General features: G+C 67.9%; 23 protein-coding genes and 1 riboswitch. Of the genes, 3 read left to right on the forward strand and 20 right to left on the reverse strand.

All coding sequences use genetic code 11. From position 1 onward, the window contains the following. Window positions 1-9 precede the first annotated feature (9 nt). Window positions 10-879 carry an acyl-CoA thioesterase II gene (gene tesB, locus ACNFBT_RS14520; RefSeq protein ID WP_416750381.1) on the forward strand — a complete coding sequence of 290 codons (870 nt, stop codon included), beginning with the start codon at window positions 10-12 and terminating at the stop codon, window positions 877-879. 32 nt (window positions 880-911) lie between these two features. Then, a complete protein-coding gene (locus tag ACNFBT_RS14525) occupies window positions 912-1,475 on the forward strand; it encodes an HAD family hydrolase (protein WP_416750666.1) in 564 nt (187 codons plus the stop codon). Window positions 1,476-1,814: 339 nt separating this feature from the next. On the opposite strand, the gene ACNFBT_RS14530 is transcribed toward ACNFBT_RS14525, so the two are convergent. The 3 genes from ACNFBT_RS14530 to ACNFBT_RS14540 form a co-directional block, all read right to left on the reverse strand. Then, window positions 1,815-3,686 (reverse strand): TonB-dependent receptor domain-containing protein, encoded by a 1,872-nt coding sequence (locus tag ACNFBT_RS14530; protein ID WP_416750383.1) that lies wholly within the window; start codon window positions 3,684-3,686, stop codon window positions 1,815-1,817. 87 nt (window positions 3,687-3,773) lie between these two features. Continuing rightward, a riboswitch (cobalamin riboswitch) is annotated at window positions 3,774-3,971 on the reverse strand. A 28-nt stretch (window positions 3,972-3,999) separates the two neighbouring features. Beyond that, window positions 4,000-5,904, reverse strand: coding sequence for a 1-deoxy-D-xylulose-5-phosphate synthase (gene dxs, locus ACNFBT_RS14535; protein ID WP_416750385.1), 1,905 nt, complete (start codon window positions 5,902-5,904; stop codon window positions 4,000-4,002). 315 nt (window positions 5,905-6,219) lie between these two features. Continuing rightward, the gene (locus tag ACNFBT_RS14540; protein WP_416750387.1) at window positions 6,220-7,641 is read right to left on the reverse strand and encodes an Ig-like domain-containing protein; all 1,422 of its coding nucleotides are present in this window, start codon (window positions 7,639-7,641) and stop codon (window positions 6,220-6,222) included. A 425-nt stretch (window positions 7,642-8,066) separates the two neighbouring features. Here ACNFBT_RS14540 and ACNFBT_RS14545 point away from each other — a divergent pair, with 425 nt between their 5' ends. Further along, window positions 8,067-9,071: an Ldh family oxidoreductase gene (locus tag ACNFBT_RS14545; protein WP_416750389.1), complete on the forward strand. Its 1,005-nt coding sequence runs from the start codon at window positions 8,067-8,069 to the stop codon at window positions 9,069-9,071. Window positions 9,072-9,469: 398 nt separating this feature from the next. On the opposite strand, the gene ACNFBT_RS14550 is transcribed toward ACNFBT_RS14545, so the two are convergent. From ACNFBT_RS14550 to ACNFBT_RS14630, 17 genes are all read right to left on the reverse strand, one after another. Continuing rightward, window positions 9,470-11,056, reverse strand: a complete 1,587-nt coding sequence (locus ACNFBT_RS14550) for an aldehyde dehydrogenase (NADP(+)) (protein WP_416750391.1) — start codon at window positions 11,054-11,056, stop codon at window positions 9,470-9,472. A gap of 13 nt (window positions 11,057-11,069) precedes the next feature. Further along, a complete protein-coding gene (abaF, locus tag ACNFBT_RS14555; protein ID WP_416750393.1) occupies window positions 11,070-12,443 on the reverse strand; it encodes a fosfomycin efflux MFS transporter AbaF in 1,374 nt (457 codons plus the stop codon). A gap of 93 nt (window positions 12,444-12,536) precedes the next feature. Then, window positions 12,537-13,454 carry a dihydrodipicolinate synthase family protein gene (locus ACNFBT_RS14560; RefSeq protein ID WP_416750395.1) on the reverse strand — a complete coding sequence of 306 codons (918 nt, stop codon included), beginning with the start codon at window positions 13,452-13,454 and terminating at the stop codon, window positions 12,537-12,539. 123 nt (window positions 13,455-13,577) lie between these two features. Further along, window positions 13,578-14,609 carry a trans-3-hydroxy-L-proline dehydratase gene (locus tag ACNFBT_RS14565; RefSeq protein ID WP_416750397.1) on the reverse strand — a complete coding sequence of 344 codons (1,032 nt, stop codon included), beginning with the start codon at window positions 14,607-14,609 and terminating at the stop codon, window positions 13,578-13,580. Between the two features lie 44 nt (window positions 14,610-14,653). Further along, entirely contained in the window at window positions 14,654-15,376 is a 723-nt protein-coding gene (locus ACNFBT_RS14570) for an amino acid ABC transporter ATP-binding protein (protein ID WP_416750399.1), read from the reverse strand. Continuing rightward, window positions 15,369-16,019, reverse strand: coding sequence for an amino acid ABC transporter permease (locus ACNFBT_RS14575; RefSeq protein WP_416750401.1), 651 nt, complete (start codon window positions 16,017-16,019; stop codon window positions 15,369-15,371). Before ACNFBT_RS14575 ends, ACNFBT_RS14570 begins: the two co-directional genes overlap by 8 nt. 14 nt (window positions 16,020-16,033) lie before the next feature. Beyond that, on the reverse strand, window positions 16,034-16,699 hold the full coding sequence (locus ACNFBT_RS14580) for an amino acid ABC transporter permease (RefSeq protein WP_416750403.1): 666 nt from the start codon (window positions 16,697-16,699) through the stop codon (window positions 16,034-16,036). Next, window positions 16,699-18,465, reverse strand: a complete 1,767-nt coding sequence (locus tag ACNFBT_RS14585) for an aconitase X (RefSeq protein WP_416750405.1) — start codon at window positions 18,463-18,465, stop codon at window positions 16,699-16,701. Before ACNFBT_RS14585 ends, ACNFBT_RS14580 begins: the two co-directional genes overlap by 1 nt. Before the next feature lie 22 nt (window positions 18,466-18,487). Continuing rightward, entirely contained in the window at window positions 18,488-19,300 is an 813-nt protein-coding gene (locus ACNFBT_RS14590; RefSeq protein WP_416750407.1) for a transporter substrate-binding domain-containing protein, read from the reverse strand. Window positions 19,301-19,539: 239 nt separating this feature from the next. Further along, a complete protein-coding gene (locus ACNFBT_RS14595) occupies window positions 19,540-20,292 on the reverse strand; it encodes a helix-turn-helix domain-containing protein (protein WP_416750409.1) in 753 nt (250 codons plus the stop codon). A 95-nt stretch (window positions 20,293-20,387) separates the two neighbouring features. Further along, window positions 20,388-21,635 carry an FAD-dependent oxidoreductase gene (locus tag ACNFBT_RS14600; protein WP_416750411.1) on the reverse strand — a complete coding sequence of 416 codons (1,248 nt, stop codon included), beginning with the start codon at window positions 21,633-21,635 and terminating at the stop codon, window positions 20,388-20,390. Further along, window positions 21,632-21,868 carry a 2Fe-2S iron-sulfur cluster-binding protein gene (locus ACNFBT_RS14605; protein ID WP_416750413.1) on the reverse strand — a complete coding sequence of 79 codons (237 nt, stop codon included), beginning with the start codon at window positions 21,866-21,868 and terminating at the stop codon, window positions 21,632-21,634. Before ACNFBT_RS14605 ends, ACNFBT_RS14600 begins: the two co-directional genes overlap by 4 nt. Continuing rightward, window positions 21,861-22,973: an NAD(P)/FAD-dependent oxidoreductase gene (locus tag ACNFBT_RS14610; RefSeq protein ID WP_416750415.1), complete on the reverse strand. Its 1,113-nt coding sequence runs from the start codon at window positions 22,971-22,973 to the stop codon at window positions 21,861-21,863. Before ACNFBT_RS14610 ends, ACNFBT_RS14605 begins: the two co-directional genes overlap by 8 nt. Beyond that, window positions 22,970-23,914: a 4-hydroxyproline epimerase gene (locus ACNFBT_RS14615; RefSeq protein ID WP_416750417.1), complete on the reverse strand. Its 945-nt coding sequence runs from the start codon at window positions 23,912-23,914 to the stop codon at window positions 22,970-22,972. The genes ACNFBT_RS14610 and ACNFBT_RS14615 overlap by 4 nt, the downstream gene beginning before the upstream one ends. A gap of 115 nt (window positions 23,915-24,029) precedes the next feature. Further along, on the reverse strand, window positions 24,030-24,698 hold the full coding sequence (locus ACNFBT_RS14620) for a GntR family transcriptional regulator (RefSeq protein WP_416750668.1): 669 nt from the start codon (window positions 24,696-24,698) through the stop codon (window positions 24,030-24,032). A gap of 135 nt (window positions 24,699-24,833) precedes the next feature. Further along, window positions 24,834-25,721, reverse strand: a complete 888-nt coding sequence (gene ispA, locus ACNFBT_RS14625) for a (2E,6E)-farnesyl diphosphate synthase (protein WP_416750419.1) — start codon at window positions 25,719-25,721, stop codon at window positions 24,834-24,836. Next, window positions 25,718-25,963, reverse strand: a complete 246-nt coding sequence (locus ACNFBT_RS14630) for an exodeoxyribonuclease VII small subunit (protein WP_416750421.1) — start codon at window positions 25,961-25,963, stop codon at window positions 25,718-25,720. Before ACNFBT_RS14630 ends, ispA begins: the two co-directional genes overlap by 4 nt. Window positions 25,964-26,387: the final 424 nt, after the last annotated feature.

The raw sequence follows: 26,387 nt of genomic DNA on the forward strand, positions 1-26,387 counted from the left end.
ACAACGCGCATGACCCAGATCCTGGACAACCTGGTGGCTCTGCTGAGCCTGGAACAGATCGAAGAGAACCTGTTCCGTGGCACGAGCCAGGACCTCGGGTTCCGCCAGCTCTACGGCGGGCAGGTGCTTGGCCAGGCGTTGTCGGCGGCCAGCCAGACGGTGGACCCGGCGCGCCATGTGCATTCGATGCATGGTTACTTCCTGCGCCCGGGGGATGCGAGCAAGCCGGTCGTTTATCAGGTCGACCGCGTGCGTGACGGCGGCACCTTCAGCACCCGCCGCGTCACGGCGATCCAGAAGGGCCAGCCGATCTTCGCCCTGAGCACCTCATTCCAGACCGACGAGGAAGGCTTCGAGCACCAGATCACCATGCCCGACGTGGTCGGCCCGGAGAACCTGCCCACGGACCTGGAGCTCAAGCAGCGCAGCGCCCAGCAGTTCCCCGAGCGCATCCGCGACAAGCTGCTGTACCCCAAGCCCATCGAGATCCGCCCGGTCACCCAGAACGACCCCTACGACCCCCAGGTCGGCGAGCCGATCAAGTACCTCTGGTTGCGCGCCGACGGCAAGCTGCCGGACGTGCCGGCCCTGCACAAGTACATCCTCGCCTACGCCTCGGACTTCGGTTTCCTCACCACCTCGCTGCTGCCCCACGGTCGCTCGGTGTGGCAGAAGGACATGCAGGTCGCCACCATCGACCATTCCGTGTGGTTCCATCGCGACCTGCGCGCGGATGAGTGGCTGCTCTACGCCATCGACAGCCCGTGGGCCGGCAATGGACGTGGCTTCGTGCGTGGCAGCGTGTTCAACCGTGACGGCCAGCTGGTCGCTTCGGCGACCCAGGAAGGCCTGATCCGCCGCCGCGAGGACTGGTCGTGAGGCTCGATGAAATCCGCCACTGGGTGTTCGACATGGACGGCACCCTGACCCTGGCGGTGCACGATTTTCCGGCGATCAAGCGGGCCCTGGGCATTCCCCTGGAGCACGACATCCTCTCCCATCTCGCGGCATTGCCGGAGGACGAGGCGGCGGCCAAGCACGCCTGGCTGCTGGAGCACGAACGCGAGCTGGCGGTGGCGTCCACCGCCGCGCCCGGCGCGGTGGCGCTGGTGCGTGCGCTGCACGGCGCGGGCTATCGCCTCGGCATCCTGACCCGCAATGCCCATGAGCTGGCGCTGATCACCCTGGCAGCCATCGGCATCGGCGATTGCTTCCTCACTGAGGACGTTCTCGGCCGTGGCGAGGCCGATCCCAAGCCCAGCCCGGACGGCCTGCTGCGCCTGGCGTCACGCTGGGACGTGACGCCAGGTCGGATGTTGATGGTCGGCGACTACCGCTTTGACCTCGACTGCGCGCGCGCGGCTGGTGCGCACAGTGCGCTGGTGAACCTGCCGGAGAATCCCTGGCCCGAGCTGACCGACTGGCATGCGCGGGATTGCGCGGAGTTGGGGCGGATGGCGGGGGTTCTGGTTTAGGCCCGCTGCCGGGCGGGTTCGCGAGCAAGCTCGCTCCTACAGAAACCGGAGCGAACTGATCGATCGGGTCACGCCGAGCTGCTCTTCGTAGGAGCGAGCTTGCTCGCGAACCGATCCCCGCACCGTTGTTTTCTGTAGGAGCGGACCTTGTCCGCGAATTGCGGGCATGGCCCGCTCCTACGGTTGTCATCGGTGTGCTGTTTTTTACCCTCACCCCAGCCCTGGCTGCGCGCCCCGCTCCAGTGGGAGAGGGAGGCGTTTGGTGTCGCCGGAAGGCACAGCGTTCGCCGGATGCCCTGTCAGTCCCCTCTCCCTCCGGGAGAGGGTTAGGGGGCTCTCTTACAGCTCCGGCGTCCAGGTCACCGCCAGCAGCGCGGTGCGGCCCGGTTCGCGGTACGGGTGGGCCTCGCCCAGGTAGTCCGTCGGGCTGGTCGGACGCAGGTAGTCGCCCAGTGCGTAATCGCGGTCCAGCGCGTTATCCAGCTTCAGGTCGAAGCGAATCTCATCGCTGGCCAGCCAGCTGGTGCGCAGGTCGAGCACGCCGTAGCCGGACAGTTCGCGGGTGTTGGCCGCGTCGTCATAGCGCTGGCTGACCGCGCGCCAGGAGCCGCCGACGCCATAGGCGCCGAACTGCCGGTCGAGGTCCAGGCTCAGGGTGCGGCGGGCGCGGGTGGGCAGGGTGTGGCCGGTGTCGCGGTCGCGCGGATCGATCAGGCTCAGGCCCAGGTTCGCCTGCCAGCCCAGTACCTCGCGGGCGACGCTGGCCTCGAAACCATTGATACGCGCCTTGGCGATGTTCTCCGGCTGGTTGCTGGTGCTGTCCCAGGCGATCAGGTCGTCGACTTCGGTGCGGTACAGCGAGGTCTCCAGGTGGGTCCCGGAGAAGTCGCCGCGCCATTGCAGCTCGTAGGTCTTCGACGTTTCGGGCTTGAGGTTTGGGTTGCCGGCGCCGGGGTAGTAGAGATCGCTGAAGGTCGGTGCACGGAAGCCTTCGCCGTAGCTGGCGATCCAGGTCTGGTTGTCGCCCACCGGCAGGCTGAGGGCGGCGTTCCAGCTGTTCTGGGTGCCGTAGACCTGGTTGTCGTCGTGGCGCAGGCCCAGTTCGGTGCCAAAGGATTCGCCCTTGAAGCTGTGCTGGGCGAAGAAGGCGTGGTTCTCGCGCCGGTCCTCGGCAAACTCGGTGCTGCCTTCGACCCGGTCCTCGTACCAGTCGGCACCCAGGGCGAGCTGGTTGGCGGCGTCCAGTTGCAGGCGGTTGATCCAACCGGCCGAATGGCGGGTGGTTTCCAGCGTGCCGTTGTTCCAGCTGTCGGCGGCGCCCACGGCCTTGTTGCGGTCGAAGCTGCGGCCCAGTTCCAGGCGGCTGTTCCAGATGTCGCTGAGCTGGCCCTCGAGGTAGCCGCTGTAGCTGCTGACGCGGAACTCGTCGCGGGGCGAGCCCGGCTCGAAGTTGTAGGCGTCGTCGTATTCGTTCTTGCCGCGCTGGTCGTTGAGGTTCAGGCCGGCCTTCCAGTCCTCGCTGAAGCGGTGGTCGAGGTTCAGGTGCACGGCCTTGTTGCGCTGGGCGTCGTCGTCGCTGTCGGCGCCGACGTTGTCGCTGGTGCGGTCCCAGCCATCGCTCTCGTCGAGGCTGCCGCCGAGGTTGAAGGTGGTGCGCTCGTCGCCGCCGGACAGATTCACGCTGCGCTCGAAGGTGCCGTGGCTGCCGGCCGCCAGGCGGACTTCCGGGTGCAGTCCGGCTTCGCCGCGACGGGTGAAGATCTGGATCACCCCGCCGATGGCGTCGGCGCCGTACAGCGAAGAGCGCGGACCGCGGCTCACTTCCACGCGTTCGATATTGTCGATGCTCAGGTAGTCCAGGCGGGCGATGCCGCTGCTGGCCGAGGCGACGCGCTGGCCATCGACCAGGACCAGCGTCTGCGCGGTGCTGGTGCCGCGTACGGAATAGGAGACCACGCCGCCGGAGCTGCCCATCTGCACGCCGGGTACGCGGGCGAGCAGCTCGGGTACGCTGCGCACCTGCAGGCGTTCGATCTGCTGGCGGGTGAACACGCTGTTGGCGGAGGTGGCCTGGGCGCGCGGCTGGACATGGCGGCCGGAGGTGATCACCAGCGCGGGCAGGGCGTAGACATCGTCGGTCGGAACGGCGGTGTCGGCGAAGGCCAGGCCGGGCAGCAGGCCGGTGGCCAGGGCGAGTCGGGTCAGTTTCATGGAACGTCCTCAAAAGCGGTCGGATGACTTTCGAGGAGGGCGTGGCAAGGGCGGCAGGCCGCACTTGACGGTGCGGCCCTCCGCAACACCTGTCGGGGCGTTCGAGGGCGGTCTCCGGGCTGCCGACGTCACATCGCCGCCTTCCCGCATTCCTGCAGTGGCGCTGGCGATGCTGCGCTCTGCAAACGAGCGCGTCGGTTACCGTTGCGGGGGCAGCGCAGGCCTTTCACCTGCTTCCCGTTACCTCGAACGAAAACGGGCGCACCTTAGAGGGTGCGCCCGTCACTGGCAATACTCCGGGAGAGGGATGCGCTCAGCGGTTGCCGAGCGCCGCCAGGCGTGCGCCCACAGAGCATTCGATGCCGACGGCGTCGAGACCGCATTCGGCGAGCATCTGTGCGGGCTTGGCGTGCTCCACATAGTAGTCCGGCAGGCCCAGGTGCAGGATCGGCTGCAGGATGTTCTCGCGGGCGAGGAATTCGCTGACAGCGGCGCCGGCTCCACCCATCACCGAGTTTTCCTCGATGGTCACCAGCAGGTCGTGGCTGGCCGCCAGTTGGCGCACCAGTGCCTCGTCCAGCGGCTTGACGAAGCGCATGTCGGCGACGGTGGCGTCGAACGGCTCGGCAGCTTTCAGCGCCTCGGCCAGTTGCACGCCGAACACCAGGAAGGCGACCTTGCCGGCCTTGCCTTCGCGGCGCACCACGCCCTTGCCGATCTCTACCGGTTCCAGCGCCTGCTCGATGGGCGCGTTGGGGCCGGTGCCACGCGGGTAGCGCACCGCCGCCGGGCCTTCGAAGTGATGGCCGGTGGTGAGCAGCTTGCGCAGTTCGTTCTCGTCGCTGGGGGTCATCACCAGCATGCCGGGGATGCAGCGCAGGTAGGAGAGGTCGAAGCTGCCGGCGTGGGTCGGGCCGTCTTCACCGACGAGACCGGCGCGGTCGATGGCGAACAGCACGTCGAGGTTCTGCACCGCGACATCGTGGATCAGCTGGTCGTAGCCGCGCTGCAGGAAGGTGGAGTAGATCGCCACCACGGGTTTGGCGCCATCGCAGGCCATGCCGGCCGCCAGGGTCACGGCATGCTGCTCGGCGATGGCGACGTCGAAGTAGCGGTCCGGGAACTTGTCGGCGAAGGCCACCAGGTCCGAGCCTTCCTTCATCGCCGGGGTGATGCCGACCAGGCGCGGGTCCTGTTCGGCCATGTCGCACAGCCACTGGCCGAACACGCTGGAGTACTTGGGCCCGGACGGCTTCTTCGGTTCCGCCGGGGCCTTGATCGGCTCCAGCTTGGTGATGGCGTGGTAGCCGATCGGGTCGATCTCGGCCGGGCCGAAGCCCTTGCCCTTCTTGGTCACCACGTGGAGGAACTGCGGGCCTTCCAGGTCGCGCATGTTGCGCAGGGTGGCGATCAGGGTCGGCAGGTCGTGGCCGTCGATAGGGCCGACGTAGTTCCAGCCCAGCTCCTCGAACAGCGTGCCGGGGACCAGCATGCCCTTGGCATGTTCCTCGACCTTGCGCGCGATCTCCCAGGCGCCGGGCAGGCGCGAGAGGATCTTCTTGCTGCCCTCGCGCATGCTCGAATAGGTGCGGCTGGAGATGATCTTGGCCAGGTAGTTGGACAGGCCGCCGACGTTCTTGGAGATCGACATGTCATTGTCGTTGAGGATCACCAGCATGTCGGCCTTCACGTCCGACGCGTGGTTGAGCGCCTCGAAGGCCATGCCGGCGGTCATTGCGCCGTCGCCGATCACCGCCACCGACTTGCGCTTCGAACCCTGCATGCGCGCGGCGATGGCCATGCCCAGGGCCGCGCTGATGGAGGTGCTGGAGTGGCCGACGCCGAAGGTGTCGTACTCGCTCTCCGAGCGGCGCGGGAAGGCGGCCAGGCCGTCCTTCTGGCGCAGGGTGCCCATGCGCTCGCGGCGGCCGGTGAGGATCTTGTGCGGGTAGGCCTGGTGGCCGACGTCCCATACCAGGCGGTCGTCCGGGGTGTCGAAGACGTAGTGCAGGGCGACCGTCAGCTCGATCACGCCGAGCCCGGCGCCGAAGTGGCCGCCGGTCTGGCCGACGCTGTACAGGAGGTACTGGCGCAGTTCGTCAGCGAGGGTCAGCAGCTCCGCCTCGCCCAGCCGGCGCAGTTCGACCGGCGTGCTGGCGCGGTCGAGCAGGGGCGTGGCGGGGCGCTCGCGGGGAATCTCGTGGAACGTCGTGGGCATCAGGCTGATCGTTATGAGAAGGCAAAGATGCGGAAGTTTACCTGATGCTTGGGATTGGCCCAAGCAACGTGGGGATGATCCTTCGGACGAACGGCAGGTAGGGGGGCGCGTTGTCGCTGAATAGCTTGAGCGGTGGGTTGTGGCCCGTCATCGGCAAGGTGGCGAAGGCTGGCCAGCACCGTATCGTTGACGGTGAGGGAATGCCGCACGACGGAAAAAAACCGGGGCCTGGTGGGCAATTCCTCCAGGCCCCGGGGCCGGGTGCGAAGCAATCAGGCTGGCGGCGACCCGGTTGGCCGCCGCAGCCGCTGTTGTTCAGAGCACGTGGAGGTTGATGTTGTTCAGCTCTTCCAGCATGGCCGGACGCATGTCGAACTGGGCGTTCGACGTGGCGTAATGAGCCTCGTGGTTGCTCTGCCGAGTATCAATCTCCAGATGTCCAGCGCCCATTTCCAGCATGTCGCCCAGTTGCGGCAGCGAGGTGTTGCTACTGGACAGCAGATGTGCCGAGGACTTGTCGATGACCAGGTGGAAGGCGTTGCCCTCGGTGGCGCCGTGGCCGACGTGGAAGTCGTAGGTGCCTTCCTTGATGGCGAACGGGGTGGTGAACTGCCAGGTACCGTCCTGCTGAACGAGGGCGCTTCCCAGGTTCAGGATGACGTTCGACGTGGCATGACCGCTGGCATCCGTGGTAACGGCGCTGACGTTGAGCAGGTCACCCGGGGTGCCGGTGCCGTGGAAAGTCGGACGGGTGTCGTCGGTGGTGGCGCCATTGGCCAGTTCACCGGTCACCGGGCCGACGTGGTCGATGGCACCGAGGATGGTGGCGGTGCTCGGTAGCGGGTGCGGTTCTGGCTGCGGTTCAGGTTGGGGCTCAGGCTGGGGTTGTGGCTGAGGCTCTGGCTGAGGTTGCGGTTCGGGCTGCGGCTCTACCGGTAGCGAGCCGGCGGAGGATTTGTCGATGTCCAGGCGGAAAGCGGTACCCGTGCTGCCCTGGCCGGCATAGAAGTCGTAGGTGCCTTCGCCGATGGCGTGAACGGGTGTGAACTGCCAGGTGCCATCCTGCTGGACCAGTGCGGTGCCCACAATGATGACGATGTTCGAGGCGGCCTTGCCATCTGCTCCGATGGCGACGGCGCTGATGTTGATCAGCTCGCCCGGGTTACCGGTGCCGTGGAAGGTCGGGCGCGTGTCGTCGGTGGTGGCGCCGTTGGCCAGTTCACCGGTTACCGGGCCGAGGTGGTCGGTAGCGCCGATGAGGACGGTTTCCCGATGAACCGGCTCGACTGCCGGCGCGTCAGTGATGTTCAGCCGGAAGTTGGCCGACTGGCCCTGGCTGGAGCTGACCTGGAAGTCATAGAGGGCGCTCTGGGATACCTGTGGCACGCTGAACTGCCAGGTGCCATCTGCCTGGACCACGGTCTCGCCCAGGGAGTAACCGGTGAGCATGCGACCGGTGTTGTCCACGGCGGTGGCCCACAGATGCAGCGTCTCACCAGGGTTGCCGGTGCCGTAGAGCGTGGGGGTGGCGATGTTGGTCGTCTGGCCGTTGCCCAGGTTCCCCGAGGAGCTGTCGAGGGCCCCGAGGATTACGGTGGGCTCGAACTGAGTTACCGGCGGCAGCTGCGGGGCGGCGGGCTGCCAGGAGGTGTAGGCGGACGCGGGATAGGCGTCGCTGCCGTAAAGTGGGCTCGCGGAGAATGCTCTTTGGTAAAGAGAGCTGGAGTTATTGCTCATGGGGCTATTCCATCAAATGGGGTCAGTTGCTGACCGGAACGATCCGCGAAAGCGCTGTTGCTCTAGCTGGTTTCGCGCATCGGATGGTAGGGCGGCTGCGGGAGCCGCAAAGGCGGCGGCCGACGGCTGACGGAGCTTTGCTGGAATTTGTGATCCGATTGAGATTGCGTTTCTGGGGGGTGGAAGATTTTTTGAAAACTCAATGGGTAAGATTCTGAAACTCCCTTGAGTCATTGGGGCGACGTCGGGTTGCCGGGCCCCGTCTGCGGCAGCTCAGCCCTCGTCGCTGTTGTGCTGAATTCGTCTTCCGCGAGTGGGAATATGGTCAAGCGCTGCCCGGGCCGAACGGTCACTGTGAGCGATGCTGGTGGGGGTGCGCGTTCCGGCGGCCTCCGCTTCCATTCACTGAAAGAGGGAATCGAATCGTGGCCCGACTGAGCCTGGAAGAATTGCGTTCACTGGCGGTGGCGATCCTGCGCCGGCATGGTTTCAGCGAGCCCCACGTGCAGGCGGTGACCGACACCGTGCTGGCGGGCGAGCGCGATGGTTGCACTTCCCACGGCGTCTGGCGGCTGCTCGGCTGTATCCACACGGTGCGCGCCGGCAAGGTCTCGCGCGATGCGGTGCCGCAGCTGTCGGAGCCTGCGCCGGCGCTGGTGCGTGTGGATGCCAAGGGCGGCTTCTCGCAGTGCGCCTTCGATCTCGGCCTGCCGAAGCTGGTGGAGAAGGCCCGCGGCCAGGGCATCGCCGCGCTGGCGGTCAACCATTGCGTGCACTTCTCGGCGCTCTGGGTGGAGATCGAGCGGGTCACCGCCCACGGCCTGGTCGCGCTGGCGGTCACGCCGGCCCAGGCGTACGTGGCGCCGGCCGGAGGAACGCGGCCGCTGTTCGGCACCAACCCCATCGCTTTCGGCTGGCCGCGTGGCGAGCGCGATCCGTACGTGTTCGATTTCGCCACCACGGTCGTGGCGCGCGGGGAAATCCAGCTCCACGAGCGCGAGGGCAAGGCCATTCCGCTGGGCTGGGGCATCGATGCCGAGGGCAACCCCAGCACCGACCCCAGCGCCGTGCTCGAAGGCGCCATGCTGACCTTCGGCGGACACAAGGGCTCGGCGCTGGCGACCATGGTCGAGCTGATCGCAGGGCCCCTGATCGGCGACCTGACCAGCGCCGAGTCCACGGTGTTCGATGCCGGGACGAAGTCCTCGCCGTACCACGGCGAACTGCTGATCGCCATCGACCCCACGCGCTTCCTCGGCGCAGACGCCGCGCAGCACCTGGCGCGGGCGGAGACTCTGTTCGAGTCCATCGTCGACATGGGCGCGCGGTTGCCGTCGCAACGGCGCTTCGCCGCGCGCAAGCGCAGCCTGGCCGAGGGCGTGGAGATCAGCGATTCGTTGTATGCCGATTTGCGCAGACTGTTGGAATAACGCGGCGAGGCCGGACCTGTAGGAGTGGCATATCGGCGTGGCTCTTGTGGGAGCAACTGACTTCTTCTGGGGAGTCCGTGCCGATGCATCCCCCTCACCCCAGCCCTCTCCCTCAGGGAGAGGGGGCAGTCCGAGCCGACTGACGCGTAGGTTTCATCCTGCACCGAACGGTCCCTTCTCCCCCTGGGAGAGGGTTAGGGGGAGGGCCGACCCGAGCGCAGATATATCTCGTAGGAGCGGACTCCGCCCGCGATCTGTGCCGTGTCGGGCCCCGTCGCGGACGGAGTCCGCTCCTACACAGATCACATCCCTCCGCGCATAAAAAAGCCCCGGCGCAAGGCCGGGGCTGAGCATCGGCGCGGGACTGGCCGACAGTTCACTCCCGCGCCGACGAACCCTTAGCGAGACAGCGCTTCCCGCGTCGTCTCGCCATCCACCAGCCGGGCGATGCCCAGCGGATTGGCGTCCTTCAGCGCATCGGGCAGCAGCGCGTCGGGGTAGTTCTGGTAGCACACCGGTCGCAGGAAGCGGTCGACGGCCAGACTGCCCACCGAGGTGCCGCGTGCGTCGGAGGTGGCCGGGTAGGGGCCGCCGTGGACCATCGCGTCGCAGACCTCCACCCCCGTCGGGTAGCCGTTGAGCAGCAGGCGGCCGGCCTTGCGTTCCAGCAGCGGCACCAGCGCGGCGAACTGGGCGAGGTCGGCAGGCTCGGCGATCAGGGTCGCGGTGAGCTGGCCGTGCAGGCCCTCCAGGGCGCGGCGTAGCTGGGCCTCGTCGGCGACTTCCACCAGCACGGTGGTGGGGCCGAAGACTTCCTCCTGCAACAACTCATCGCCCTCCAGCAGCAAACGGGCGTCGGACTGGAACAGCTGCGGCCGCGCCTGCCGGCCCTCCTGTGCCTGTCCGGCGAGGTGACGCACGCCGGGGTGGGCGTGCAGGCGCGCCAGGCCGTTCGCATAGCTCTTCAGGGTGCCGGCATTGAGCATGGTCTGCGCCGGGCGCTGGCCGAGTTCGGCGATCAGCTGGGCGGTGAACAGGCTGAAGGCCGGCGAGGCGATGCCGATGACCAGCCCGGGGTTGGTGCAGAACTGGCCGCAGCCGACCACCACCGAGTCGGCCAGCTCGCGGGCGATGGCCTCGCCGCGTGCCTGCAGGGCCGCCGGCAGGACCAGTACCGGGTTGATGCTACTCATCTCGGCGAACACCGGGATCGGCTGCGGGCGGGCGGCGGCCAGGTCGCAGAGGGCGCGGCCACCTTTCAGCGAGCCGGTGAAGCCCACGGCCTGGATCGCCGGATGCTTCACCAGCGCCTCGCCGACGCCACCGCCGTAGATCATGTTGAACACCCCGGCCGGCATGCCGGTGGCTTCGGCGGCGCGGATGATGGCTTCACCGACCAGCTCGGCGGTTGCCATGTGGCCGCTGTGGGCCTTCACCACCACCGGGCAACCGGCCGCGAGCGCGGCGGCGGTATCGCCCCCGGCGGTGGAGAAGGCCAGGGGGAAGTTGCTGGCGCCGAACACCGCCACCGGGCCGACGCCGGTGCGGTACTGGCGCAGGTCCGGGCGCGGCAGCGGCTGGCGCTGGGGTTGTGCGCGGTCGATGCGGGCGCCGAGGAAGTCGCCGCGGCGCAGCACCTTGGCGAACAGGCGCATCTGGTTGGCGGTGCGGCCGCGCTCGCCCTGGATGCGCGCGGCCGGCAGGGCGGTCTCGCGGCAGACGGTGGCGACGAAGTCGTCACCCAGCGCCTCCAGTTCGCCGGCGATGGCGTCGAGGAATTCGGCGCGGCGCTCGGCGGACAGGCTGCTGTAGGTCGGGAAGGCGGCCTCGGCGGCGAGGGCGGCGGCGTCCACCTCCTCGGGCGTGGCCTGGAGGAATTCGCGGGGCAGGGCCTCGCCTGTGCTGGCGTCGAGGCTTTGCAGGCGGAGGCTGCCGGCGCCGCTGCGGCGGCCGGCGATGAAGTTGCGGGCGAGTTCGGATGTCATCGGGGGCTCCGGATCAGGATTGGGCGTGACGGGCGGCGGCTTCGGCGTCCACCTCGCGCAGCGACTTGCCGCGGGTTTCCCGGGTCAGGCCGACGGCGACCAGGGAGATGACCGAGGCGCCGACCAGGTACCAGGCGATCGGGGTGGAACTGTTGTATTCCTTGAGCAGGCTGACGGCGATCAGCGGCGCCAGGGAGCCGGCGAAGATCGGCGCCACCTGGTAGCACAGCGACAATGCGGTGTAGCGCACGTGGGTGGGGAACAGCTCAGCCATCAGCGCCGAGTAGGGCGCATAGGTCATCGACTCGATGGCCAGGCCCAGGGCGATGGCGGCCATGATCAGCCAGTCGTTGCCGGTGTCCATCAGCGGGAAGCCGACGAAGCCCCACAGCGCGGTGAGCAGCGCGCCGGTCAGGTACACCGGCTTGCGCCCGACGATGTCGGACAGGTAGCCCATCAGCGGGATCATGAAGAAGTGCAGCAGGTGCGCGCCGAACATCAGCAGGAGAATCTGCGAGGTGTCCTTGTGCACCACCAGCTTGAGGTAGGTGATCGAGAAGGTGACCACGGTGTAGTAGAGGATGTTCTCGGCGAATCGCGCGCCGATGCCGACCAGCACCGCGCGCCAGTGGCGGGTGACCACTTCCACCACGCCCAGCTGGGCCTGCTGTACGTGCTGCTGGCGTGCCTGGGCTTCCTTGAAGATCGGCGCGTCGTCGACCCGGCTGCGGATCCAGTAGCCGATCAGCACCACCACGGCGGAGAACCAGAAAGCCACGCGCCAGCCCCATTCGAGGAACTGCTGTTCCGACAGTCCGGTGGACAGCAGCAATAGGGCGACGGTCGCCACCAGGTTGCCGGCCGGCACCCCGGCCTGCGGCCAGCTGGCCCAGAAGCCACGGCGGTCGTCCGGGCTGTGCTCGGAGACGAGCAGGATTGCGCCGCCCCATTCGCCACCGAAGGCGAAGCCCTGGATCAGGCGCAGCAGCACCAGCAGGACCGGCGCGGCGTAGCCGATGGTCGCGAAGGTGGGCAGGCAGCCCATGAGGAAGGTGGTGATGCCGACCACGATCAGGCTGATCTGCAGCAGGTGCTTGCGGCCCAGCTTGTCGCCGTAGTGGCCGAACACCAGGCCGCCCAGCGGGCGGGCGAGGAAGCCCACGGCGTAGAGCGCGAACGCGGCGATGATGCCGTCGATGGGGCTGTCGGTCTGGCGGAAGAACAGCTGGCCGAAGACCAGCGCCGAGGCGGTGCCGTAGAGGAAGAATTCGTACCACTCGGCCACGGTGCCGGCCATGGCGGCGGCGACCACGCGCTTCAGGCCGGCGGGTGCGTGGGTGGTTTCGCGGGGCAGGTCACGGGGTGTGGCGGTCGTCGTGGAGGTCATGGCGTGGGGCTCCGGTGGTCCACGGTGGAAGGGGCGCTCGGGTGGCCCTCACCCCGCTATCTCCCGGAGGGAGGCGCGGGGTGAGGGGTTGGATCACAGCCCTACGTCAGGCAGCTTCGGCCGGGTGGCCAGGGCCTTGGCCATGATCCGCTCGACATGCTCGCGGTCGGCGCCTTGCAGCGCCAGACGCGGCGGGCGGGTGAGGGCGGTGCCGCGGCCGGCGATCTCTTCGCAGAGCTTGATGCACTGCACCAGGTCCGGACGGGCGTCGAGGTGGAGGATCGGCATCAGCCATTCGTAGATCGGCATGGCTTCTTCGTAACGGCCGGCCTTGCACAGGCGGAAGATGGTCTCGCCTTCCTGCGGGAAGACGTTGGACATGCCGGAAATCCAGCCTTCGGCGCCCACCGCGAGGCTTTCCAGGACCACGTCATCGAGGCCGGCGAAGAGGATGAAGCGGTCGCCCACTTCGTTGCGCACGTCGATGAAGCGGCGGGTGTCGCCGGAGCTGTCCTTGAAGCAGACGATGTTCTCGCAGTCGGCCAGGGAGATGAGGATGTCCGGGGTGACGTCGTTCTTGTAGATCGGCGGGTTGTTGTAGACCATCACCGGCAGGTCGGTGCTGGTGGCCACGCTGCGGAAGTGCGCGGCGGTCTCGTGGGGCTTGGACGAGTAGACCAGCGCCGGCATGACCATGATGCCGTCGACGCCGACCTTCTGCACCGCCTTGGCCACCTGGGAGGCGCCGTGGCTGGTGAACTCGGCGATGCCGCAGATCACCGGCACGCGGCCGCCGGAGGCGTCCTTGGCAACTTCGGTCACGGCCATCTTTTCCTCGATGGTCAGCGAGGTGTTCTCGCCCACGCTGCCACACACCACCAGCCCGGACACGCCGTCGCGCACCAGGTTGGAGATCACCTTGTGGGTGGCGTCCAGGTTGACCGAGAAATCGTCGTTGAACTGAGTGGTGACCGCGGGGAATACACCGCTCCAATTGACCTTCTTGCTCATGTTGCCTCCAATTAGTGTATTTCGTATACGAAATGGATTGGGGATATCCGCTGCATTTCGTCGTTCGACCCGTTGCGCGGGTCCGTTGGGTGCCGCTACGCGGCGAAAAGGGTTGGGCTGGAATCAGTAGCCGTTGGGCCAGGTGTCGGAGAGCCGGTAGCCTTCGGGCCACGGATCGTCCGGATCGAGCAGGTGCTGGTGGGTGCCGGTGATCCAGGCACGCCCGGCAATGCGCGGGTGGATGGCCGCCTTGCCGCCGACTTCGGTGAGACCGTCGATGCGGCAGTGGAACTGCGAGCCGATGATCGAGTGGCCGACGAAACGATCGCCGTCCTTCATCTGGCCCTTGGCATGCAGCACCGCCATGCGCGCCGAGCAACCGGTGCCGCAGGGGGAGCGGTCGATCTTGCCGGGGCGGATCACCACCGCGTTACGGCCGTGCAGCACGCCGTCGATGCGCTCCACCGGGGCGGCCAGCTGGCAGAAGGAGATGTGCGCCCAGTCGTGGTTTTCCGGGTGCTTGAAGCCCAGCTGCTGGTTCGCCGCGTGGGTGATCTTCAGCCCAGTGGCGACCAGGTCGGCGGCCTCCGAGGCGTGCAGGCTGAAGCCCAGGGCCTGGGCGTCGGCGATGACGAAACTGTCGCCGCCATAGGCGGTGTCCACCTGCAGCGAGCCGATGCCTTCCACCTCGATCCAGGCGTCGAGCTTGTCGGCGAAGGAGGGCAGGTTGCGCACTTCCACGCGTTGCACCTTGCCGTCCTTGCAATCGGCCACGGCCTCGATCAGCCCGCCGGGGGCTTCCAGGGTCAGGCGGGTCTGCGGTTCCTGCATCGGCAGGATGCCGCTGTCGAGCAGCACGGTGCTTACGCACAGCGAGTTGGAGCCGGACATCGGCGGGGTGTCCGCCGGCTCCATGACGATCCAGGCCATCTGCGCGCGCGGGTCCTTCGCCGGGACCAGCAGGTTCACATGGCGGAACACGCCGCCGCGCGGTTCGTTGAGGACGAAGTTGCGCAGCGTCTCGTCGCTGGCGATCCAGCGCGATTGCGCCCACACGGTGTCGCCCGGCGGCGGGGCGACGCCGCCGACGATGACGTCGCCGACTTCGCCTTCGGCGTGGCAGCTGACCACGTGGATGATCTTGCTCGAACGCATGTCTGTCTCCCTGATTTTGCGAAAGTTGCTGTGAGGGGCTCTTGTCAGTTCACCGACCGAAGGAACTCCGCCGTCTCCGCCCGCTGCGGGTTGCCGATCACCTGCTCCGGTGCGCCGATCTCATGCACCAGCCCGTTGCGGAAGAACGCCACGCGGTCGGACACATCGCGGGCGAAGCGGATCTCGTGGGTCACCAGCACCATGGTCATGCCTTCCTCGGCGAGCAGGCGCATGGTGTCGAGCACCTCGCCCACCAGCTGCGGGTCGAGCGCCGAGGTGGCTTCGTCGAACAGCATGTAGTCCGGCGACATGGCCAGCGCGCGGGCGATCGCCATGCGCTGCTGCTGGCCGCCGGAGAGCTTGTTGGGGAACACCCTGAGCTTGTCGCCAAGGCCCACGTGCTTGAGCTGCTTCACCGCCATCGCCTCGGCTTCTTCCTTGCTCTGGCCGAGCACCTTGCGCGGGGCCAGCATCACGTTCTCCAGCACGGTGAGGTGCGGGAAGGCGTTCCACTGCTGGAAGACGATGCCGATCTTCTGCCGCAGCTTGTTCAGGTCGGTGGTCCTGGCATGGACCTCGGTGCCATCGACGCGGATCTTCCCGCGCTGGATCGGCTCCAGGCCGTTGATGCACATCAGCAGGGTGGACTTGCCCGAGCCCGAGCCGCCGATGATCGAGACCACTTCGCCCTTCTTCACGGTCAGGCTCACGCCCTTGACCACTTCGAGGTCGCCGTAGGCTTTGTGCACGTTGTCGATTTCAATCATTTTCCTGCCACCTTGTTTCCAGACGGGTGCCGAGGCGCGCCACCACCCAGCTCATGAGGTAATAGATGACCCCGGCGATGCACAGCACCAGCAGGGGCTCCTGAATGCGCGTGACGATGGTTTGCGAGGCGCGCAGCAGTTCGACGATGCCGATCCACATGACCAGCGCGGTGTCCTTCATCACCCCCAGCACCAGGTTCAGCCAGCCGGGGAAGGCCACGCGGGTGGCCAGCGGCAGGACGATGTAGCGCAGGTCCTGCCAGTAGGAGAGGCCCAGCGAACGGCTGGCGCGGCGCAGGTTGGGCTGCACGGCGAGGATGCCGCTGCGGACGATCTCGGTGCAGTACGCCGCCGCGTAGATGCCCAGCACCAGGCAGCCGACGGAGAAGGCGCTCCAGTTCAGCCCGGCGATGCTTTTCAGCGAGTTGAACAGGACGAACTGGATCAGCAGCGGCACGCTGCGGAACAGGTCGAGGAACCAGCCCAGCGGCAGGCTGGCGCGTGGCAGCGTGGCGCGCAGCCAGCCCATCAGCACGCCGGCCAGGGTGCCGATGAGCATCGCGGCGATGGTCAGCTTGACGGTGACCCAGGCTCCCTGGAGGAGGAACTGCAGGTCGCCCGCGGTGAAGCTCGTTTCGAACATGAGTGGCCTCCTTTTCAGTAGCGGAACAGACGCCAGCCCAGCAGGCGGGCGGCCGCCACGATGACCTTGGCGATGATGTAATAGAGCACCGCGGCCAGGGCGAAGAACTCGAAGGTGCGGAAGGTGCGCACGTTGAAGTCCTGGGTCACGCCGGTGAGGTCGTTGTTGAGCCCCACCACCACGCCCAGGGAGGTCATCAGCACCGCCCAGACCATTTGGTTCGTCAGCGGGTAGAAGACGATGCGCAGCAGCTGCGGAATGACGATCAGCCGGTACGCCTGGAAGGCGTTCATGCCCAGCGAGCGGGCGGCGCGCATCTGGGTGTCCGGCACGGCCTTGAGGCCGCCGCGGAAGTTCTCCGCGAGGTAGCCGGCGTTGTTGAAGGTGATCCCCGCCAGCAGCGCCACCCAGGAGCTGACGTGCAGGCCGAAGGAGCCCAGGCCGAAGTACAGGATGTAGATCTGGAACAGCGACGGGGTGTTGCGCGCAATCGACACCCAGGTGTCGGCGAAGCCCTTCAGCCATGGGTTCTTCATCTGCCGCATGACGGTCAGCAGCAGGGCGATGAGCACCCCCAGGAACATCGACAGGGCGGCGGTTTCCAGGGTCACCCAGGCGCCGCCGAGCATGTCCGGCAGGGCCTGGAACGCGGAGCGCCAGTGGAAGCTGTAGTTGAACATCAGCGTGCCTCTCCGTTCAGCCAGGCCGGCACGCCGCCGTCGGCGCGGGCGCTGCAGGCCGCCTCGACGCACGCGGCAAGACTGCCGAAATGCACCTGGCGCCCGGCCAGCCCCGGACCGTAGTGGGCGTACTTCGCCGAGTTGGTGATCAGCGTGGTGCAGTGCGGCGGGATGATCGGTTCGCCGAGCATGCACCAGCAGGTGTCGTTGACCAGCAGCGCGCCGAAGTCCTGCAGCACCTGCACGTGGCCCGCCGCGCGCGCCTGCTCCTGCACGGCGCGGCCGAGGGTGATGACCAGCGCGACGTCCGGATGCTTGCGGCGTCCGGCCAGCAGCCGGGCGAGGCTGGCGCATTCGCTGGCGGAGAAGTGCGGGTTGCCCAGGGAGACCAGTTGCACGGTCGGCTCGCTGGCGCGGTCCAGTTCGTGCCAAGTGGCGACCAGGTCCGCCGGGGTGATGCGCAGCTGCTGGCGCGGCGCCTGGCCGCCGAGGGCGGTGGCCACGTCCGGTGCCTCCGGGGTGACCCCGGCGATGTGGAACATCGGCGCCGCCGAGGTGGTGGCGAAGGCCGCGCCGAAGGCTTTCAGTGCGTCGCTGTCCGGGGCCAGCGGTTGCAGGCCCTCGACCACCGGGATGCGGCTGCCGCACAGCGAACCGATGTGGTAGCCGAGCAGCGGGTAGATCGACTCGTCATGGGCTGCCGGCAGTTCGACATCCACCCGCAGCGCGGCCAGCCGCCCCTCGTCGCGGTGGCTGCCGACGTTCGGCGCGCGGCCGGTGAGGGCGATGCAGATATCCAGGTAGTCCGGGTATTTCAGGGTGCGCGCGCCGAGCACGCTGTTGGCGTACACCACGGCGTTGGACTCCGCCCAGACCACCTGGTCGCCGAGGCCGGGCGCGCTGTCCAGCAGGTAGGGCGCACAGGTGTAGCTGAGCTGCGCGCCCATCGCCATGTAGGCGTCGCCCACCGCGCTGGCCGGCTCGCCGAAGTCCTTGTCGACCCCCAGCTCGCGCCAGCGGCGGTGGTCCACGGAAATCGAATTGAGGGTGGTCGGCACGCGGACCTTGGCGCCCCATTCCACTAGCTGGCGGGCGAAGCGCAGGCTCGCGGGGCCGGTGTAGATGCAGCCGTCGATGTGCGCCTGGGTCACGTCCAGCAGGTCCTTGGCGCCCTGCAGCGCGGCCATGCGCAGGAGGATCTGCATGGCCGCCTGGGCGGCCTTGCCGTGTGCGCCATCGAGCAGCGCGCGGTCGTCGGCGTCCAGCGCCAGGCCCTCGGGCAGCGGCCCGGCATCGCTGGCCATCACGCCCCGCCAATCGTCGGCGGGGCGTTGTGGATGAAGTGTTACCCGACCGTCTTCGATGCGCGCCCAGACGCCGCCGGCAATCCGTTCGAACCCTTCGCGCCCCAGGCACAGCACCGGGATCGCGCGGCCGAACAGCACCTGCGCCACCAGCACGCCGAGGGTGAGGATTTCGTCCGGTTCGGCCAGCAGCAGGGCCGCCGGGGCGTGGCCGTTGAGCAGCATTTCCAGCATCACACTGCTGCCGGTGCAGGAGCCGCGTCCGCTGGGGATCGCCAGCACCCGGCCGGACAGCAGGCTGCCGCTGAGCGGGTGGTGGCGGTCGATGACTTCGCTTGTATAGGGATCAACGCCACCCCACAGGCTCAGCCCCGTCCCCGCGTACAACAGCGCCCCCTCGGCGCTGCCGCCCATCAGGACGCGGCCGGCGAGGGCCACGTCCGCAACGTCTGATGCATGCATCGAAGACATCATCGGTCCGCCGTCAGTAGTACACGTGGGGTACGGTGAGCTCGACCGGGCTACCGCCGACCCACTTCTCGTACAGCTCGGCGTAGCGGCCGGTGCGCACCTGCTGGTTGACGAACAGGTTGAGGTAGTTGATCAGACCGAACTCGTTGCGCTGGGCGGCCAGCGACACGTAGTCGATGACGTAGGGCGCATTGCCCGCCACTTTCAGGCCCTTGTACTTGCCGGACTTCAGGGTGGAGGCGGCGACGGTGTTGGTGACCACGGTGGCGTCGATGTGGCCCTGGGCGACGGCGAGGATGGTGTCGTTCTGGGTCTGGTAGGCGCGGAAGCTGCCGTTGCCCCACTTCTTCACGTCCTTTTCCAGGGCGATGGCTTCGTAGGTGCCGCTGGTGTTGCCCACCGGGCGGCCCTTGATGTCGTCGTAGCTCTTGATGCCGGTGTCTTCGCGGGTCAGCACCACCATCTGGAAAGCGAAGTAGGGCACGGTCATGCCCACGGTCTTGGCGCGCTCCAGGGTGTCGGAGGTGGAGGCGACGATGACGTCGGCGCGGCCGGAAACCAGCGCCGGGATGCGGTCGGGGAAGGGCGTCTCGACAACTTCGGCGGTAACGCCGAGGACTTTCGCCAGGTCGTTGCAATAGTCGACGTCGAAGCCCACCGGGTTGTTCTGCGCATCGCGCGAGCCCATGGGCGGGAAGTCCAGGGTCACCGCGCAGCGCAGCTTGCCGGATTCGATGATGTCGTCGAGCTTGTCGGCCTGGGCCTGGGTAACGAGAAAGGTACTGGCAACAGCGGTGAGGGCTACAGCGATTCGACTGAATTTCATGGGGGCCTCGCTCTGGTCAGTGTTGTGCAGTGATTTTTGTATTAGGGATTTCGTATACGATATTTTCTAGAGCAAGGCATGTGCCAGAAATTGCTCAAGAGGACGTCTTGGGGCGCAGGCCCCGCCGTTGAGGGCGGCGGACCATTCGGATGCGGAGAGACGGCTGAAGGATGCTTCTGAAGGCTGTTACCAAATGAAGCAGGAGAGTGTTCCGTTGCGCCGAATGGGAGCACTGCGCATCAGCGCAGCGTGGCCTGCGACTCGCGGTACTGGGTCGGCGACAGCCCGGTGAGGGCGCGGAATTGGCGGCTGAAGGCGCTGTGGTCGGTGTAACCGCAGCGCAGGGCGATCTCGGTGATCGGCAGGTCTTCGGCGAGCAGGCGGGTGGCGGCGCCGAGGCGGGCCTTGTGGATCATCTGCCGGGGCGTGAGCTGGAAGATGCGCTTGCAGTGACGCTCCAGCTGGGCGACGGACAGCCCGGCCAGCTCGGTGAGTTCACCGAGGTTGATCGGCTTGTCGAAGTGCTCGCGGATATAGGCGTCCACCGTGGCCAGGCGCTGGTACGCCGGATGGGTCGACTGCGCTGCCTGCAGGTCGCTGGAGATGCCGGCCATGCCGATCACTTTGCCGTCGGCATCGCGCAGCGCCAGCTTGTGGGTCAGGCACCAGCCGGGTTGGCGGGCGGGGTAGAGGTGCAGTTCCAGCTGGTCGCTGAGTTGGCCGCCGGACTCAAGCACGCGGCGGTCCTGCTCGGTGTAGACCGGGCCGAAGCGCGAGGGGAAAACCTCCTCGGCGGTGCGCCCGAGCAGTTCGCCGGCGTCCTTCACGCCGCAACGCCGCGCCAGGGTCTGGTTGACCAGCACGTAGCGGGCGGCGGTGTCCTTGATGAAGAACACCACGCCGGGCATGGCGTCGAGCAGCGGGGTGATCTGCCGCAGGGTCTGCAGCAGGCTGTCCAGGTCGCGGGCACCCTGGGGAATCAGGTCGTGCATCGGGGAACGGCTTGGCTGACGGAACACGGCTGAGGATACGGGGCGAAAGGGAGGGGGGGAAGTCACACGCGCACCCGAAGATGCGCGTGTGGGACTCAGTCGTCGGCGAGTTGCAGCAGCGTGTCGACGCGCGTCGGGCTGAAGGGCGGGCGCGGCGCCGGCGGTTGCCAGCCGAACAGTTGCTGCGCTGCCGCGCCGCACACGCGGCCCTGGCAGGCGCCCATGCCGCAGCGGCTGGCGAGCTTGGCGGCGGTCCAGTCCGGTTTGCCGGCCAGCGCCGAGTAGGACACGTCCTCGCAGCGGCAGACCAGGGTGTCCGGCGCGGCCAGTTGGTTCAGGCGCGGGTCGAGGGCGAAGTCGCAGCGCAGTGCATCGGCGAAGCCCTGCCAGCGCTGGCGCTGTGGCCAGAGTGCGCGGGCGCGCTCATGCTCGCCCACGGCCGCATGGCCGGCGATGCTGCCTTCCACCAGCGCCAGTTCGGAGCCGCCGAAACCGGTGCATTCACCCGCCGCGTAGATGCCGGCGCGGCTGCTCGCCTGCCAGGCGTCGATGCGGATCGCGTTGTTCTCGATGGCGCAGCCCAGCGCCTGGCCGAGCTGGGTGTTGGGGACCAGGCCGAAACCGCAGGCCAGTCGGTCGCACTCGATTTCCACGAGCTTGCCGCCCTGGTTCAGGCGCACGGCTTCGAGACGGTCGCTGCCCAGCGCGGCGACCACATGGCTGTCGGCGCGGTAGGTCCGGTCGTAGAGACCGAAGGACTGCAGCAACTTGTTCGGCCAACGCGGCAGCTTCAGCGCGAAGCGTGCCAGCGCGGGCCACGCAGCCTGCTCGGCGATGCGCAGGACGCGCGCACCATTGGCGCGGGCGGTGGCGGCGCTGGCCAGCAGCAACGGGCCGCTGCCGGCGATCACCACCCGTTGCCCGTCGACCGGCATGCCGCCCTTGACCAGTGCCTGCAAACCGCCGGCGCCGGTTACGTCCGGCAGCGTCCAGCCGGGGAAGGGCAGCAGCAGTTCGCGGGCGCCGGTGCAGAGGATCAGCTTGCGGTACTCCAGTCGCCAGCCGCGTTCGGCATCTTCCAGCAACAGCCCCTGTTCGCCGGCCAGCGCGACGACGCGGGTGCCGTTGTGAATGCGGATGTTGGCGCAGGCGCCGACCTTCTCGCGCAGCTCGGTGGCCGCACGCGGCAGATGCGCATTCGGGCCGTCGCGCCAGATCTGCCCGCCGGGCAACGGGTTGTCGTCGAGGATGACGATGCTGGCGCCGCTCGGCGCGGCGGCGAGGGCGGCGGACAGCCCGGCCGGGCCGGCGCCGACGATGACAATATCGGCTGCTGCGTTCATGGGCGGGTCTCCACTTGCATGCCGTCGCGGCACAGGGTCTGGCAGGCCAGGCGGCGCTGGCCGTCGATGCTCACCCGGCACTCCTGGCAGACGCCCATGCCGCACAGCGGCGCGCGGCGCTGGCCGCTGACCGAGGTACGGGTGGTGCCGTCGCCGCCCTGGGCGAGCGCGGCGGCCACCGTGGTGCCGGCGGCGACCCGCAGCGGGCGGCCATCGAGGATCAGGTCAGGCATGGACGGTGACTCCGAGGAAGCGGCGCGGGGAATAGGGTTCGGCGGCCAGCGGCAGCGGCTCGTCGCACAGCTGCGCGGCGAGCAGGTCGGCAGTGCCGGGGGCGGTGGTCACGCCCAGTCCTTCGTGGCCGACCGCCAGCCACAGGCCGGGGCGCCGGGGGTGCTCGCCCACCAGCGGCAGGCCGTCCGGGCTGGCGGCGCGGAAGCCGGCCCAGCTGCGGATCACGTTGAGGTTGGCCAGGCCCGGCATGTAGTCCACGGCGCGGCGCAGCATCTTCGCCAGCATCCAGCCTTCCACCCGTGGATCGGTGGTGCCGAACTGCCGCGAGGCGCCGATGAACAACTGGCCGGTCGGGCGCGGCTGGATGTTGCAGGCCACCGAGGGGCCGCTGGCGTTGTGCGCGCTGGTGACGTAGCCCAGCTCCACCAGCGTGCGGCGGACCTTGCCGGGGTACCGGTCGGTGATCAGCAGATGGCCCTTCTTCGGCTCGATGGGCAGGTCCGCGCACAGCTCGCTGGCCTGGATGCCGTTGGCCAGCACCACGGCCTTGGCGCTCAGCCATTGGCCGTTGTCCAGGCGCACGCGCGGCTCGTCGATTTCCACCACTTTCGCCTGGCGCTGGCGGATCGGCCTGGGCGCCGATTCCAGCAGCCAGGCGGCGGCGCGCGGCGCGTAGAGAATGCCGTCGCCGGTGATCTCCAGCCCGCCGTGCAGGTCGCTGCGCAGCTCGGGTTCTTCGCGCAGCAACTCGGCGCTGTTCAGCAGTTTCGCGGCGACGCCGTGCTCGCGCAGCACCGCGAACTTGCGCTCGGCTTCGGCCATCTCTTCGTCATTGGCCGCCAGCCACAGCGTGCCGTTGCTGCGATAGGCGCATTCGGCGGGCATGTCCCGGCCCCATTCGCGCCAGCGTTGCAGCGAGTAGTCGCTCAGCGCCAGCTCGGCGGCGTTGTCGTCCAGCACCAGCAGGTGGCCCATGCCGACGGCGGTGGCGCCGGGCAGGCGCGCGTCCAGCACCAGCACGTCCAGCCCGCGTTGAGCGAGGGCGTGGGCGCAGGCGGCGCCGACGATGCCGGCGCCGATGACGATGATGTCCGCATCGTTCACGAACGGATGCCCCAGGCGAAGGGATCGTCCTCTTCCAGCAGCAGGGTGGCCTCGGCGCTGAGGTTGGCGCGGCCACGGATGGTCGGGATGATGCGCCCCTCGGCCGGCTCGCCGGCCCATTCGAAACGCCCTTCGAACTGGCTGCCGATCACGCTCGCCTGGCGCCAGGGCTGGCCTGCCTGCAGCTTGCCGTCGGCGGCCAGGCACGCCAGCTTGGCGCTGGTGCCGGTGCCGCAGGGCGAGCGGTCGTAGGCCTTGCCGGGGCAGAGCACGTAGTTGCGGCTGTCCGCTTCGGGATCGTCGGCGAACAGCTCGATGTGGTCGATCAGCCCGCCGTCCTCGCCACGGATGCCCTGGTCTTCCAGCGCCCTCTGCACGGCCACCGTGTAGGCGGTGAGCGCTTCGAGGTTGTCGCCGGCCACACGCAGGCCGTGCTCGGATATCAGGAAGAACCAGTTGCCGCCCCAGGCGATATCGCCGCGTACCGTGCCGTAGCCGGGTACGTCCACGGGAACCTGCTTGCGGTAGCGGTAGGCGGGCACGTTGCGCACGCTCACCGAGCGGTCGTCGTGCAGGGTCGCTTCTACGGTGCCGACCGGGGTTTCGATCCTGTGCGTGCCGGGGCCGATGCGTCCCAGGTGCGCCAGCGAGACCACCAGGCCGATGGTGCCGTGGCCGCACATGCCCAGGTAGCCGGTGTTGTTGAAGAAGATCACTCCGGCACAGGCGCTCGGGTCCACCGGTTCGCAGAGCAGCGCGCCGACCAGCACATCGCTGCCTCGCGGTTCCAGCACGGCGGCGGCGCGCCAGTCATCGTGGTGTTCGGCCAGGCGCTGGCGGCGCTCGGCCATGCTGCCCTTGCCCAGATCGGGAAAGCCGTCGAGCACCAGGCGCGTGGGTTCGCCGCCGGTGTGGGAATCGAGAACCTGGATGCGTTTCATGCTGCCCCCTGGGGTGTCTTGTTGTTGACCCTAGGGTGGCGTGGCGGGGTAGGTGGGCGCTTGAGGATTTTCCCCTGTGCCGATGATGAAATCGGCACAGGAGCAGCGCGAGGGATCAGCTCGGGGTCGGCCGGTTTGGCAGGTGTTCGTAGAGCGTGCGGCAAACGCCGTTGATGTGTTCCTCGAGCAGCCGCGCGGCCAGTTCGCCGTCGCCGGCGCGGCAGGCGTCGAGGATGTCGTGGTGCTCGTGGTCGGCGCGTTCCTTGCCGGCGGACAGGCTCATCTGCATGCGCAGGTAGCGTTCCAGCTTGTCGTGGATCGAGCGGATCAGGCCGATCAGGTACGGCCGCTGCGCCGGTTCGTAGAGGCAGGCGTGCAGCTCCCAGTTCAGCTCGGCCCAGCGGCCCACGTCATCCTCGCCGACGAACTCGGCACAGATGCGCTCGGCGCGCTCGAAGGTCTCCGCGGTCATGTTCGGCACCGCCAGGCGGATCGCCTGGGCTTCGAGGATCACCCGCACCTCGAACATCTGCGCCAGTTCCGGCTCGGAAATCTTGGTCACCAGCGCGCCCTTGTTGCGCTGGAACTCCACCAGGCCCTCGGCCTCCAGGCGCTTGAGCGCCTCGCGCACGGGAATCTTGCTGACGTTGAACACCTGGGCGATGTCGTCCTGGCGGATCGGCTCGTTTTCCGGCAACTGGCCGGAAATGATCGCCTCGCGCAGATGCTTGGCGATGATCTCCGAGGCGGAAGGGGCGATGCCCAGGTTGGGCGCGTTGCGCAGGGGTAGCGTCACGTTGCGCTCCGGTCAGGTGAGTAGTGTCGAATATGGTATACGAAACGCCCGCAACACAGCGAGAGCCCGCTGATCGGGCGCTTCACGCCAATGGACACGCAAGGTGCGTGCCCGGTAACAGGGTCAGTTGCGGCGGTCGACGATATAGCGGGCCAGCGCGCGCAGCGGCTCGGCGGAGTCGCCGAAGCCTTCCAGTGCGGCCAGCGCCTGGTCGCGCAGGGTCAGGGCGTACGCCTTGGCGGCATCGAGGCCGAGCAGGGCGGGGTAGGTGGGCTTGTCGTGGGCCTGGTCCTTGCCCTGGGTCTTGCCGAGGGTGGTGGTATCGCTTTCCACGTCGAGGATGTCGTCCTGCACCTGGAAGGCCAGGCCGATGGCCTGGGCATAGCGGCGCAGCGCTTCCAGATCGGCGGCGCCGGCACGGCCGCTGGCCAGGGCGCCGAGCTGCACGCTGGCCTCGATCAGCGCACCGGTCTTGTGTCGGTGCATGGTTTCCAGCGCGGCCTGGTCGATCTTGCGGCCGACCGATTCGAGGTCGATCGCCTGGCCGCCAACCATCCCGGCGGAGCCGGCAGCGCGAGTCAGGGACAGCAGCATGTCCAGGCGGGTCTGGGCGTCCTGCGGATTGAGCTGGGCGTTACCGATCACCTCAAAGGCCAGCGTCTGCAGACCGTCGCCGGCGAGAATCGCGCAGGCCTCGTCGAAGGCGATATGGGTGGTCGGCTGGCCGCGACGCAGGTCGTCGTCGTCCATCGCCGGCAGGTCGTCGTGCACCAGGGAATAGGCGTGGATCAGCTCCACCGCGCAGGCCGCGCCATCGGCCCGCGCAAGCTCGCCACCCAACGCCTCGCAGGCCGCGTAGGCCAGCAGCGGGCGCACGCGCTTGCCGCCGTTGACCACGCTGTAGCGCATGGCGGCATAGATGCGGGTGAGTTCTTCACGGGGGGCGACGAACAGTGCTTCCAGCGCAGCATCGACGCGCGCCTGGCAGCGCGCCTGGTAGGCGGCGATCATGCGTCTTCGCCTTCCGGGTCGAAGGGCGCTTCGCTCAGCTCGCCGTCACGCTCCAGCAGGATCTGCACCTTCTGCTCCGCCTGGGTCAACGCTGCCTGGCAATCGCGGGTCAGGCGAATGCCCTGCTCGAAGGCGCCCAGCGAATCCTCCAGCGACAGATCGCCGCTTTCCAGGCGCTCCACCAGCGTTTGCAGCTCGGCGAGGGACTGTTCGAAGTCGAGGGAAGCTTTCTTGCGGGCCATGCGGACATCTCGGCGGGGGTATTCGGAAACCCCGCGACACTAGCAGAGACGGGGGCTGCGGGCAAACCGGGAAGCCCGTGCGGCTCCCGTCGTCCGCCAATCGCCCCTGGTGTCTGCATTTTTCTGAAGGACTGAGCTCGTGTCCTTCGGACGATTACACCGAATCGGTACTCCTTACGAGAAGCGCAAAAGTCCCACGGCCGCGATATCCCCGCATTGAACTTTCGAATTCTTACAGAAGCGTCCATGGCCAATGCCCGGAGACAGGGTAGGGGGCTTCCAAAATGCAGTGGGAAATCTCCTGAACTGCTCTGCCTCGCTGGTTTGCCGTCGGCGAGTTACTCCATCGTAAAGAAAGAGCCAAGGTCTTGCGGCGCGTCGCAGGGCATTGCTCGACCAATACCGAGAAATGGAATTCATGGGC

Source organism: Pseudomonas sp. NY15181 (assembly GCF_048068055.1).
Classification (GTDB): Bacteria; Pseudomonadota; Gammaproteobacteria; order Pseudomonadales; family Pseudomonadaceae; genus Pseudomonas.

Bases quoted from the DNA above. Each gene is read 5' to 3' on its own strand.
- tesB (WP_416750381.1), top strand. From the start codon at position 10: ATGACCCAGATCCTGGACAACCTGGTGGCTCTGCTGAGCCTGGAACAG.
- ACNFBT_RS14525 (WP_416750666.1), top strand. From the start codon at position 912: ATGGACGGCACCCTGACCCTGGCGGTGCACGATTTTCCGGCGATCAAG.
- ACNFBT_RS14530 (WP_416750383.1), bottom strand. From the start codon at position 3,686: ATGAAACTGACCCGACTCGCCCTGGCCACCGGCCTGCTGCCCGGCCTG.
- dxs (WP_416750385.1), bottom strand. From the start codon at position 5,904: ATGCCCACGACGTTCCACGAGATTCCCCGCGAGCGCCCCGCCACGCCC.
- ACNFBT_RS14540 (WP_416750387.1), bottom strand. From the start codon at position 7,641: ATGAGCAATAACTCCAGCTCTCTTTACCAAAGAGCATTCTCCGCGAGC.
- ACNFBT_RS14550 (WP_416750391.1), bottom strand. From the start codon at position 11,056: ATGACATCCGAACTCGCCCGCAACTTCATCGCCGGCCGCCGCAGCGGC.
- abaF (WP_416750393.1), bottom strand. From the start codon at position 12,443: ATGACCTCCACGACGACCGCCACACCCCGTGACCTGCCCCGCGAAACC.
- ACNFBT_RS14560 (WP_416750395.1), bottom strand. From the start codon at position 13,454: ATGAGCAAGAAGGTCAATTGGAGCGGTGTATTCCCCGCGGTCACCACT.
- ACNFBT_RS14565 (WP_416750397.1), bottom strand. From the start codon at position 14,609: ATGCGTTCGAGCAAGATCATCCACGTGGTCAGCTGCCACGCCGAAGGC.
- ACNFBT_RS14570 (WP_416750399.1), bottom strand. From the start codon at position 15,376: ATGATTGAAATCGACAACGTGCACAAAGCCTACGGCGACCTCGAAGTG.
- ACNFBT_RS14575 (WP_416750401.1), bottom strand. From the start codon at position 16,019: ATGTTCGAAACGAGCTTCACCGCGGGCGACCTGCAGTTCCTCCTCCAG.
- ACNFBT_RS14580 (WP_416750403.1), bottom strand. From the start codon at position 16,699: ATGTTCAACTACAGCTTCCACTGGCGCTCCGCGTTCCAGGCCCTGCCG.
- ACNFBT_RS14585 (WP_416750405.1), bottom strand. From the start codon at position 18,465: ATGCATGCATCAGACGTTGCGGACGTGGCCCTCGCCGGCCGCGTCCTG.
- ACNFBT_RS14590 (WP_416750407.1), bottom strand. From the start codon at position 19,300: ATGAAATTCAGTCGAATCGCTGTAGCCCTCACCGCTGTTGCCAGTACC.
- ACNFBT_RS14595 (WP_416750409.1), bottom strand. From the start codon at position 20,292: ATGCACGACCTGATTCCCCAGGGTGCCCGCGACCTGGACAGCCTGCTG.
- ACNFBT_RS14600 (WP_416750411.1), bottom strand. From the start codon at position 21,635: ATGAACGCAGCAGCCGATATTGTCATCGTCGGCGCCGGCCCGGCCGGG.
- ACNFBT_RS14605 (WP_416750413.1), bottom strand. From the start codon at position 21,868: ATGCCTGACCTGATCCTCGATGGCCGCCCGCTGCGGGTCGCCGCCGGC.
- ACNFBT_RS14615 (WP_416750417.1), bottom strand. From the start codon at position 23,914: ATGAAACGCATCCAGGTTCTCGATTCCCACACCGGCGGCGAACCCACG.
- ispA (WP_416750419.1), bottom strand. From the start codon at position 25,721: ATGATCGCCGCCTACCAGGCGCGCTGCCAGGCGCGCGTCGATGCTGCG.
- ACNFBT_RS14630 (WP_416750421.1), bottom strand. From the start codon at position 25,963: ATGGCCCGCAAGAAAGCTTCCCTCGACTTCGAACAGTCCCTCGCCGAG.